This is a genomic window from Microcystis sp. LEGE 00066 (assembly GCF_015207925.1).
GTDB lineage: Bacteria > Cyanobacteriota > Cyanobacteriia > Cyanobacteriales > Microcystaceae > Microcystis > Microcystis ichthyoblabe_A.
In genome coordinates, this window is the sequence record NZ_JADEVX010000140.1 from 1 (window position 1) to 11,422 (window position 11,422).

The window sequence follows — 11,422 nt, forward strand, 5'->3', positions numbered from 1 at the left end:
CGCACTTAAATTGACGACGATTAACCTGTAGGTACACTGGTTGACCTGAGAGCGGTAAATCTTTGACTAAATGTCGATGATTTTGGTGGAGTTTATCGCTCTCTAACCCACAACGAGGACAGATTGCTTTTTGATTTTTCGATTCGATTTGGCAAACTATACCGATATTTTCTAGGTGTAGATAGCCTTGAATAGACGTTCCTTTTAGGTTCAAAAATTTGTCAAGTATCATAAGTAAAATACTCTGGTTTTTGGCTATTATATCAAATCTTAACTCGATTGTCTATCTTTTGATATTAACTTGTTTGTGCCGTAAGTGTCTCCCTGTATAGATTTCAGCTACTTTTAGGCGTAGGTACTCTCATCGAATTTTATTTTAAGTTAATTATTTGCATAACAATTCCCGAAGAGCCAGATATCTTTCCCTTAAGCTGAACGCGGGATTTGATTTTTGACTATTAGTCGCAGGGTTTGTTGCAATTCCTCGCGACTGTGAATTTCCTCCAGACGGTGAACCGGAACACCTCGATCGAAGAGAATTAAAGTAGGCAGACTACGCAGACGAAAACTATTAGCTAACTTAAAATTATTATCGGCATTGACACCGACTAATTGAATCGCACCTTGACAGTCATTTTGCCAAGACAAGAGGGTGGGTTGGATTAAACGACATAAACCACACCAAGTAGCCCAAAAATGCACGAGAACCGGACGGGAAGATTCTAAAACTAGCTTAGGGAAGCTCTTTTCGTTGACAGATAGTATCATGTCTAAACGTATTTTATGAAAACTTTATTTTGATATAGAAGCCATTCTACACCAATCGGGATCAACAGGAAAGGGGTTGGGAGCAAAATCACCAATAAATTTTACTTGTTGCTTGCATTAGCCAAGGATGACCCCACCAGAGGAGTATAATAAACCCTGTTACTCCTAGATAGGCAGGACGAAGGAATTCTTGCCATTTTAGACTTTGCCGACCATCGATAATTGCTAAAAAGGGGACCACCGAGGTGCGTTCTTTGATCTTTAAAAATGCCTCTCCGTAACGGTCTTCTAACCGGCGATCGCCATGCCAGACAGCAAAAAGATGATGGGCAATTAAACCTAGGGAAGTTAACAGGGTAAAGCTTGTCCCTAACCAGAGGGTATGGGCAATACACCAGATCACCTGTCCTACCATCTGGGGATGACGGGTAACGCGCAGGATGCCGGTTTCGTAGAGATGAACCTGGGGTTTTTGGATAGCGGCGATCTCCAGCAGGTTAAAGGTGGCAGGATAGAGAAAGAAAAAAGAAATGGCCGAAAGTATCCAAACTAGGGTTTTTACTCCGGTTACTCCCTGTACTTGCCAGAGAAGCCAACCATCATAACGATGATTGAAGAAATAAACTACTAAAATTACTGCTAGGGGGATACTCACAAGGGCAAATAATACCCGATACAGTCGCGCACCGATGATAGCTTCTCCCCGCATTCGTAAACTGGCTAATCCGCTATGGGCAACAGCAAAACCCAATAATAAACCTAACATGACCCAATGACTAGCGAATGCCACTTTTACCCTCTTGATTGACTAAATTTTTCTCCCAATTCTATTTTAAAGATTGATGGTTAATTTTTAGCCCCTTTTTTTTGTGTTGCCAGTATCGGGGATTCGGGGCAAAATAAAACTATGCTTCCCCAAAGCGACTCCCAAGAATATAACTGGGGAACTATCTAATTTTGCAACTTTTTAGGTAATATGTCTTATACCCAAAAGCGATTTGTGATGGTCTGTCAGCATTCTTCCTGTTTGGTGCAGGGTGCGTCCGAGCTTCTTTTAGCATGGCAAACGGCAGCTCTCCCAGAAGATGTCATCGTTATGACCAGTGGTTGTCAAGGACAGTGTAGCACTAGCCCCACGGTGAGAATTATTCCCGAGGAAACTTGGTACTGTCGTGTTAAACCAGAGGATGTCAATCAGATTGTCGAAGAACATTTAAAAAACGGTCAACCGGTCGAGCGTTTACTCCATCCACGCATTCACGCTCAATGGCAGTAAACTCGGTAATCAATTTTTAAGTGATGCTTCGCAATAGTCTTTTGCTCCCTATGATTGCAATCTGGAGACTTAATTCTCGGGTAATACATTTGTCTTAAATGATCGGGTTCCTTTCGGGATTTCCGAAAAACAAAAAAGGGGTTTTAGCCCCTTTTTCCGGATTAGTTAGTTATTTTTTCGGCGATAACATCATCATCATGTTACGACCTTCTTTTTTTGGTGCTTGCTGTACCTCAGCTACATCCTCTAAATCCTTGGCCATGCGTGCCAGTAATTCTTCCGCTAGGTTAGAGTGTTGAATTTCCCGACCTCGGAAGGTAATCGTCGCTTTTACCTTATCTCCCGCTTTTAAAAAACGTTGCGCTTGGTTGACTCGCACGTTGTAGTCATGCTCATCGATTTTATAGCGCATTTTGACTTCTTTTATATCGGCTGTATGCTGTTTTTTCTTGGCTTCGCGGGCCTTCTTCTCCTGTTCAAACTTGTACTTGCCATAGTCCATAATCCGGCAAACGGGAGGACTTGCCGTTTCACTGACGAGGACGAGATCAAGTTCCTTTTCTTCGGCCACGCGCAAAGCTTCGGCAGGAGTAATAATGCCTAGCTGAGAGCCGTCGCTATCGATAACGCGGATTTCAGGAAAGCGGATTCTTTCGTTAATTTGGGGGAGATCGCGAGTAGTGCGTCTTTTATCTATCACAGGCGTTCTGGGTTATCTCTATTCTAGTTAGTTAATCGGGTGGAGTTTACAAAATGATTTACTTGTTATTCTACCTACTCGATCGAGTTTCTTGGCCAATTGTTAAGTTTTCTTGCAATGTTAATTTTTAGCCGCCGGTCATCAGCCGCCGGCCGTCAGCCAGATAAGCTGTTGTGCATAGGCCTTTTCAGACTAAGACCCTATACTCTCAGGAATCGATCGGTAAGATGCGTTCCCCCTCGTTGCAGCAGGGAACGCACCCGACAAAATCGGCGGCATCGCACTACCCCTGTAAACCAATGTCTAGATTATAGTAGGACAGTATCAGGCGAAAGTTGAGAAGATTGTCCAGTATGGTTAAATGTTGCGCTGATGTTTTAATATTACCTATCGCCTAAAACTATGATTACTTATATTAAAATTCATGGCTTTAAATCCTTTCATAATTTTGAAATGGTATTCACGCCGCTTACTGTAGTTGCTGGGGTTAATGCTTCTGGTAAGAGTAATTTATTTGATGCTTTGCAATTGTTGACGCGGTTGGCAGAAGTGGATCTGAAGACGGCTTTTAGCGAGCAACGAGGACATCCTAGCGAACTTTTTACCCAGTATGATGAGGACGACTACGCCACGGAAATGGAATTTATAGTTGAAATGTTAGTCAATCGCAAGGTAAAAGATAATTGGGGTGGGGAAGTCGATCTTAAATATACAAGGTTGCGCTATCAATTAAAAATTAAACGGGAGTCTAATATAAGTGGATTTGAAAACTTGTATATTGTTGATGAACGTTTAGAAAATTTAAAGCACAATGAAGATAATTGGGTAAAAAATTATATTCCTAAGACAGTATTGGAAACTTGGCGACCAAAAGTAACGGGTAGGAGAGCCATTCCTTATATTAAGACTGAAGATATTAGTGGTATTGCTACCATTGTTGTACATCAAGACGGTCAAGCGGGGAATAAAAAAGTATTTCCCGCAAAAAACGCATCACAAACTGTTTTAAGCAGCATTAATACTATAGATTTTAAACATATATTAGCCGCCAAACAAGAAATGCTGAGTTGGAAGTTTATGCAGCTTAATCCCGAAGATCTGCGAGAACCTACGCGTCAAGATATGGGCATCAGAGATACAATAACAGCAAGCGGAAAGAATTTAGCCGCTGCTTTATTTCGCATTAAACAAGATGATAAATATACCCTCACAGCAATTTCCCGTGATCTCAATAATCTGCTACCGAATCTTACAGAAGTTAATGTTTATGATGACAAAGCAAATCGACAATTTATTATCAAGGTAAAAGGCGATGATAATCGGGAGTTTTCTTCGAGAGTCCTTTCCGAAGGAACCCTACGTTTATTAACATTATGTGTCCTGCAATACGACCGACAACACACAGGATTACTGTGTTTTGAAGAGCCAGAAAATGGCATTCATCCTTTTCGTATTGAAGCAATGGCAAGATTATTAAAAGAGCTAACTGTCGATTTTGAAGATACTGAAATGCCTTTACGCCAAGTAATAGTGAACACTCATTCTCCGGTTCTGGTGAGTCAATTAATTAATTGGCAAGATGATAAAAATGTCAGCATTTGGCTTTCTCAACTTACCACTATAATATCCACTATTGAAGGGAAGCGAATTAAGATGAAAAGCAGTAATTTTCACCCTGTTATCAAAGAGAATGAAAAGCAATTAACCTTATTTTTCTCCGAAAATGAGGCCAAGCTAACTCTCTCGGAAGTTGTCGAATATCTAAAAACTGCTGATGCTGAAAGTGCGATTAAAAATATTAAAAATCAACAAAACCAATTAACGTAAATCAATTAAGATGGCAAAAAAGCCCAAACAAATAATTATTGCCTTAGCTACAGAAGGCAGTTCCGATCATAGATTTTTACAGAATATTATTCAGCGCACTTTCGAGAGAGTTGCTCTTGACGATAAACAAGATATAAAAATTTTTGAACCAATTTGTCTTCCACAAATCTCTGGCGAAAATATCCGAGAAAAAGCTAAAAAATACGCAATTCAAGCGGTGGAGAAGGGAGCAATGGTTTTGTGCTTCCATGCAGACGCAGATGATAAAACAGATGAAAACGCATTTAAGGAAAGAATTAATCCGGCTTTTAATGCTATTAAATCAGACGAGGGAGACTTATGCAAAAATTTAGTTGCTATCGTTCCAATACAAATGACTGAAGCTTGGATATTAGCAGACAAAGAATTACTAAAAAAAGAATTGTGTACAAATAAAAGTGATAGTGAGTTAGCAATCGATAAAGATCCCGAATCTTTTAGCAATCCGAAAGAAACAATTAAAAATGCCATCAATAAAGCCAGAGAAGGTATTACTAAACTGTATCGAAATAAACTAAAAATTGACGATTTATATTCACCGCTTGGTACAAACATCCCATTGTCGAAATTAGAATCCTTATCTTCCTACAAAAAATTTGAAGAGGCAGTACGAGATATTTTTCCACAATTAACGAAAGTCAACAATATAGAGGATAATCCTGATCAAACGTGAATAGGATCTTGCTAATACCATTTTTCTAAAGTAATGGCAGAGATGGTTAATTGCCTCCAACCTAAAACCCTATTCTAGAAAGGGAGAAAGGAGTAGAATGTCTGCCACGAATAAAGAAAAATGGCATAGGGTGCGTTCCCTGTCGTAGATTAGTTGCTTAGTCGGATTTGCAGCAAGAAACGGCATTGCTGAATCAAGGCATGAATGGCAACTGTACAGGTTCCCGTGCAAAAGTTAGTTTGGCTCTAGGTTTTAAAAATACCAGAAAAGAAGATTCATATCTCAAATCAGCAACGCCGATTTCTCTACACCACTTTTTTATACTAACTATTGATTAGGCGACTTACCATCTCTACCATTCCATATATGTTTAAATTTTTAATCTCTTCCTGAATTTGATCGATTGAACTTTGAGAATCATCACTACAGTAAGCCAATTGAACTTTCTTTCCCTGCGGATCGGTTAATAGGGTGATCAAGTCTCGATCGCTCGACACCTGATAATCTATATAGATGCCTTGTCTATCTTTGGCGGGAGTGAATTTACATGAATAATAGTTATCCTGTTTACGTTTGTCCGATGCTTGTCTAGCCAACAAGTTTTCGATTAACAAACAATCGGATTCTTTATGTTGCTCGTCGTGACTATGCTTTATTTTGCCTATCTTGCTTAAATCCGCTTTACTGTAAGTCTTGGAAACATAAGGATAAAGCTCCGCTTTAGAATTATACGGGATAGGTAAAATAATAAATCCTTTCTCCGCTTCCTCTTCGATCGCCTTTCGAGGAATATCGGCATTATAGGGAGTTAATAGGATAGCTTGTAATTTAAATTTATATTTGAGTTTACTGGTGACATGATCGGCAATTTCTTGTTTTAAAATATCTCTAAAAGTTGTAATTTGTTCGATACCTGTACTCGTGGAATTTTTATTAGTTCCCTTCATCTCGATAATTGTCAGCAGAAGTAAGCCATTCTGAATAAAAAGAGATAAATAATCAGGTCTTTTCTGCTTTTGATTTCTAACAAGAGGATCCTCCCGACGATCAGTTTTAAATAAAATACAAACGGAATCTTTTTCTGGCTTGGTAATCCGAAAGCTGACACCGCTTTCGGGTGGAGCGATCCGATTGGGTACGGTACAGAAAATAAGCAAATTTTCTAAAAAGTTAAATTTTTGCCAATCGAGTTTATTCTTCTTCTGAGGAACACCCTTCTTCGGTTTCTTGGTTTTGTTGTCCTGCTTCATAAATTGCAAAAAACTTTTGTTGAATATCAACTGATACATCGCTGAGAGTATCCCAACGAATACCGTATTCAGGGTCGTGTAAAGAAAGTAATTTATTATTTTTTATTTCATAGGCACTAACCTGTTCCATTTTAAGAAAACCTCGGCTATCTTGCAGATAAAGCAATTTAGCTTGTTCGGCTAAAAGTTCTGGATTTTGGTGATTACCATTAACGATATTGTTAAGATGAGCCATCAAATAGGGGCTATGAGTCGTCAATAAAATTCTAACTCCTAAATTTACTAAAATCGCTAAAGATTCTAACAATTTTACCTGAGATTCTGGATGTAAGTTCATTTCAGGCTCATCGATCACCAGAAAATCCCCCGATTTTGCTCGATAGCGCAAATAGAGTAAAAGCGGGGCTAATTGTTTAATAGACGAGGAAGCATTATAAAGATCGATCTCTAAACTTCTTTTTACCGAAACTTTAATTTCTCTGCCTACGAATTTAGTCTTTTTAAAGATTGTTTTATTGTTATTTTGAATATACTTTTCAATTTGATCAGCTAATTTTTGAAAATCATTTTTGTTTTTGGCAATGGGATCGGGCTTATTTTCTAGTTCTATGTCAGTTAAAAAATCTAAAAAATCCTCTACTGGTTGAGGATAGCGAATATCTCCCTGTTCTTTCAGTAACTCTAACTGCTTATCTCGATTAATAAGTCCTTGTATCAATGGCTCTCGATTAATACGTCCTTGTATCAATAGCTCTCTCTGATTCTCTTTAAGTAGCTTATATCTTCTATTAGCCAGCACTTTATAGGTATTTATAAAAACGTTTCTTTCGGCGGGTAAAGGAAGTATGTCAGAAAATGAAAATGTTACAACACCAGCAACAAAATCAAGAAGAACCATGTTTTTATAATCATAAATTTCAGCTTCTTTTTCTGGATAAAATAAAATCTCATTATTGTTGTCGCTTCGCTCGATTTTCTTGATTCCAAATGAAGCTAATGACTGGCGATACTCAATTATATGCGCTAAAACTTTTTCTATAGCTGTTTTAATATCATCTTCGGAAATTTCGATACTGAATTTCGTTTTTTCAAAAATCTTGCCGCTAGAATCTTGGAAAAAAGATTGTAGTTTTATCCCGCTAAATTCAGATGCGGACTTTTGAACAATTTCGGATATAACATCATAAAAACGTCGGTCTATTTTTAAAGACCAATGATCGGCTTGATTTGTAAATTCTATTTTTTCTAAAATTTCACTATAAAAAAAAAGGCCGTCACGATGATTAATCCATAACCCATAAATCGAGTAGGCGATATAAGTTTTATTAGAATTATTCGGGCCAATAATAACGGTTAGAGGCCGAAGATCCACTTCTGCCTCTTTAATACTACCTAAATTCAAGAGTTTGATTTTCATCATAAAAACGAACACTCCGAATACAGACCCTTATTTTACCCGATTCGTACTCGCTTGCGCCGATTCTTTAGTTTTATCTTCAAACGCGACCTTGATCGAGAAACGAACAGCGATCGCTTTCTGAGAAAAGATCGATCGCCAACCGACAATCCAAAACGCTGTCAATACCTTTCTAAAGCAACAAGCTAGTGGTTAGCTGATCACTGAAAGCTCTTTAAATATCTAACCTTTGGTAGATGCTATTAAGATGATTTAAGTGCTGCTGGGGATCAAAGCAACTTTCGATCTCGTCGGGGGATAAAATACCGGTAACTCGCTCATCTTGGCTGATAAAAGCTTTAAAATTGCCGTTATCGGTGTTCCAAGCGCGATGGGCGTTTTCTTGGACGATTTTATAGGCAGATTCCCGGCTAATTCCCTTACTCACCAAAGTTAAAAGAACTCTTTGACTGAAAATCACGCCACCGTAAACATTCATATTTCGCTTCATGTTTTCGGGATACACCAGCAGATTTTTGACTAAATCGGTGATTTCCTTGAGCATAAAGTGGGTCAAAATGCAAACATCCGGCAGCATCACCCGTTCTACGGAACTATGGGAAATATCCCTTTCGTGCCAGAGGGCGATATTTTCTAAGGCGGAAACGGTATGACTACGGATAATTCTCGCCATTCCCGTTAAGCGTTCTGAGCGGATGGGATTACGTTTATGGGGCATAGCGGAGGAGCCTTTTTGTCCTTTGGCAAAGTATTCTTCCACTTCTAGGACATCGGTTCTTTGCAGGTTGCGAATCTCCACGGCAAAACGTTCGATCGAAGCCGCTAATAAGGCTAATTGTTGCACATAATCGGCGTGTCGATCGCGGGAGATAACTTGAGTGGAAGCGGTATCCGGTTCTAATCCTAGCTTCTGACAGGTTAACGCCTCAATTTTCGGGTCAATATTGGCATAGGTTCCCACTGCACCGGATATTTTACCGATGGCGATGTCTTGGCGCAAGCGAATTAAACGATCGCGTCCTCGCAGCACTTCCGCTAACCATCCCGCTAGTTTAAAGCCAAAGGTGATCGGTTCGGCGTGAATGCCGTGGGAACGTCCTACCATGACTGTATAACGGTGTTCTTGGGCGCGATAACGCAGGGCTTGGATAAAATCTTCTAATTGTTCTAAAATCAGGTTTAAACTGGCGACTAATTGTAAGGATAGGGCGGTATCTAATACATCAGAACTGGTTAAACCCAAATGAATATAACGCCCCGGTTCGCCCACATATTCGTTAACATTTGTTAAAAATGCGATGACATCGTGGCGCACTTCTGCTTCTATTTCTAAAATGCGATCGGGATCAAAATTAGCTTTTGCCTTAATTTCTTCCACTGCATCCGCAGGAATATAGCCTAATTCTGCCTGCGCTTCACAGACGGCTATCTCTACCTCTAGCCATGTTTGATACTTATATCTATCCGTCCACAAATTCCCCATTGCAGGGAGAGTATAACGCTCGATCACTATTAATTATTCCAAAACGACCGTTTAATTGTATCCGATCGGGGCAAGTCTGGGAATAGGCAGGGGGCAGCGGAGAGTTTTGTTTTCCCCACTCCCTTTTCACCGGTTAGTAATTCGGTAGTAGCGGTGAGGCTCTTCTAGGTTGTGTGTGATAAGTTTAACTTACAATATGATTGATTGATCTTTGTGTCCTTTGTGTCTTTGTGGTTCGTTCCACCCCCTCTCTAGGAGGATTATATCTTAGAATACATTTTACCCACCAAATCCAAGAGAGCCGCGGTGAACTATCTTGTTTAATTTAGCTTGAATCGAATCCCTACCCCCTTGCTTCAACCCATGCTCGCATTTTACCCGGATTGTTCAATCCGTAGGGATCGACGAGTTGTTTAAATTCTAGTTGTAGCGGATTAATCTGTCTGCTGCCACCATCTTCCATGATATAAGTGTGAGGATTGGCAATGGCTGCCCCCTGTTGTTCATAGATAGCAATAATCTCATTTAATCGAGTTTCTGTGGTAAATTCTAGCAGGGGAAGACCGGCGGGAATAACTTTACCTTGAAATTTCAAAAATTCTAGGTGCATCATGATTTCCTCACCAAAATAATTATAGAGTTTCTCTACCGTGGCTAGATTAAAATAAAAAGCCTGTAGATAAGTTATTTTGGGTTTAGAACTACGCGCATGGAGAGTGGTATGATTCCAAGTAAATTCTAAGATACTGTTGCCTTTTTGGGTTTCTTCTGGCGTTTTATAGTAGGTAAGTTCACCCTTATATTCTTGAATTAAAGACTCTAATGCCACTCGATCGCTGTCCGATACTATTAACAAAACTGCCGCTTTTCCCGTGGGTAAATAATCCTTAAGAGCAGTAAAATAAGCGGGAATTGGCCAGGAGTGAACGCTAACCATTTTCTTGACAATGCCATCACTATCACTAAGAGCTTGACCGAATTTAGCGGCGGTGATAAAATCGGCAAAAGTAACGATAAATTCTGCCCAAGGATAACAGGGAGCGAGGGCTATTTCTAACTCGGTAATAATGCCATTGGTTCCGTAGGCATGATTGACTTTTTCTACCTCATCCCCCCGTAGTTCGATAATTTTTGGTTCTGTTTCTAGGGTGACTAACTGCACTGCTTGCAGATTGCCTCTATCCTTCAATTGTCCATAATTAATCGAACCCATGCCCACACTGCCACCCCCGATAAAACCGCCAATTGTCGCCGTCCGATAGGTAGAGGGAGCCATTCTTAATTCCCAACCAATTGCGCGAGCTTGTTTATCAAAAAATGCCATTTTTACCCCCGCTTCTACTCGCGCTGTCCCCGGTTCGATCGAGATAATTTTTGTTAGTTTGGTTGTGTCTAAAATTACTCCGCCCTGCAAGGGAACACATTGACCATAATTACCTGTACCCGCACCTCTAACTGTTAAAGGAATTTGGTATTTAACGCAGGTTTTAGCGATGTCAATAACTTCTTGGCTATTGTGGGGACGAATGACTAAATCAGCCCGTTTATCTTGCAGTTGTGCCTCTAAAATGGGACTAAAATGATAATAATCTAAGGAAAGTTTCGCCACTTGCCCCGGATCGGTGATAATTTCTAGATGGGCAAGTTCTTCAATGAGATTTTGATAGTTAGATTTCATGGTTAGGTAGGGTTTGCTGAAAAGGTATATTGGTGGGGTTAGGAGACAGGAGACAGGAGATTATTTTTATTTGTTCTCCCCATACCCCAATTCATAATTCATAAGTAGGGAGGCACAATTATTTGTAGGATGGGTTAGCGGTAGCGTAACCCATGCGGGCGTTGGGTTTCATGCTTCAACCCAACCTACGTTCATCTTATATTTAATTCCACCCACCTACTTAATTCATAATTCCCTCACTTCCCCCCATACCCTACACCCTACACCCCACACCCTACACCCTACACCCTACACCCTACAACCCAATCAGC

General features: G+C 39.9%; 12 protein-coding genes. 3 read left to right on the forward strand and 9 right to left on the reverse strand.

Features of this window, described 5'->3' with window-relative positions:
• From IQ224_RS17105 to IQ224_RS17115, 3 genes are all read right to left on the reverse strand, one after another.
• Positions 1–232 (reverse strand): transposase family protein (locus IQ224_RS17105; protein ID WP_194033259.1); only part of this gene is annotated, 232 nt, incomplete at its 3' end.
• A gap of 194 nt (positions 233–426) precedes the next feature.
• On the reverse strand, positions 427–768 hold the full coding sequence (locus IQ224_RS17110; RefSeq protein ID WP_194033260.1) for a co-chaperone YbbN: 342 nt from the start codon (positions 766–768) through the stop codon (positions 427–429).
• An 88-nt stretch (positions 769–856) separates the two neighbouring features.
• Positions 857–1,558, reverse strand: coding sequence for an NnrU family protein (locus IQ224_RS17115; protein WP_036402459.1), 702 nt, complete (start codon positions 1,556–1,558; stop codon positions 857–859).
• A 186-nt stretch (positions 1,559–1,744) separates the two neighbouring features.
• Between IQ224_RS17115 and IQ224_RS17120 the strand changes: the two genes are divergently transcribed.
• Positions 1,745–2,044 carry a ferredoxin gene (locus tag IQ224_RS17120; protein WP_194033261.1) on the forward strand — a complete coding sequence of 100 codons (300 nt, stop codon included), beginning with the start codon at positions 1,745–1,747 and terminating at the stop codon, positions 2,042–2,044.
• Positions 2,045–2,213: 169 nt separating this feature from the next.
• Here IQ224_RS17120 and infC read toward each other — a convergent pair whose 3' ends face one another.
• Positions 2,214–2,744: a translation initiation factor IF-3 gene (infC, locus tag IQ224_RS17125; RefSeq protein WP_002736104.1), complete on the reverse strand. Its 531-nt coding sequence runs from the start codon at positions 2,742–2,744 to the stop codon at positions 2,214–2,216.
• Between the two features lie 402 nt (positions 2,745–3,146).
• On the opposite strand from infC, the gene IQ224_RS17130 reads away from it, so the two are divergent.
• Positions 3,147–4,571 (forward strand): AAA family ATPase, encoded by a 1,425-nt coding sequence (locus tag IQ224_RS17130; protein ID WP_002747375.1) that lies wholly within the window; start codon positions 3,147–3,149, stop codon positions 4,569–4,571.
• A 10-nt stretch (positions 4,572–4,581) separates the two neighbouring features.
• Positions 4,582–5,283 carry a DUF4276 family protein gene (locus IQ224_RS17135; RefSeq protein ID WP_002747380.1) on the forward strand — a complete coding sequence of 234 codons (702 nt, stop codon included), beginning with the start codon at positions 4,582–4,584 and terminating at the stop codon, positions 5,281–5,283.
• Positions 5,284–5,606: 323 nt separating this feature from the next.
• Here the strand turns inward: IQ224_RS17135 and IQ224_RS17140 are convergent, their stop codons facing one another.
• From IQ224_RS17140 to IQ224_RS17155, 5 genes are all read right to left on the reverse strand, one after another.
• On the reverse strand, positions 5,607–6,533 hold the full coding sequence (locus IQ224_RS17140) for a hypothetical protein (RefSeq protein ID WP_036402466.1): 927 nt from the start codon (positions 6,531–6,533) through the stop codon (positions 5,607–5,609).
• The gene (locus tag IQ224_RS17145) at positions 6,475–7,953 is read right to left on the reverse strand and encodes an AAA family ATPase (RefSeq protein WP_036402469.1); all 1,479 of its coding nucleotides are present in this window, start codon (positions 7,951–7,953) and stop codon (positions 6,475–6,477) included. The genes IQ224_RS17140 and IQ224_RS17145 overlap by 59 nt, the downstream gene beginning before the upstream one ends.
• A 27-nt stretch (positions 7,954–7,980) precedes the next feature.
• Positions 7,981–8,115 carry a hypothetical protein gene (locus tag IQ224_RS24660; protein ID WP_002747389.1) on the reverse strand — a complete coding sequence of 45 codons (135 nt, stop codon included), beginning with the start codon at positions 8,113–8,115 and terminating at the stop codon, positions 7,981–7,983.
• A gap of 49 nt (positions 8,116–8,164) precedes the next feature.
• On the reverse strand, positions 8,165–9,460 hold the full coding sequence (gene purB, locus IQ224_RS17150; protein WP_084990041.1) for an adenylosuccinate lyase: 1,296 nt from the start codon (positions 9,458–9,460) through the stop codon (positions 8,165–8,167).
• Between the two features lie 316 nt (positions 9,461–9,776).
• The gene (locus IQ224_RS17155) at positions 9,777–11,111 is read right to left on the reverse strand and encodes an FAD-binding oxidoreductase (protein WP_002747395.1); all 1,335 of its coding nucleotides are present in this window, start codon (positions 11,109–11,111) and stop codon (positions 9,777–9,779) included.
• Positions 11,112–11,422: the final 311 nt, after the last annotated feature.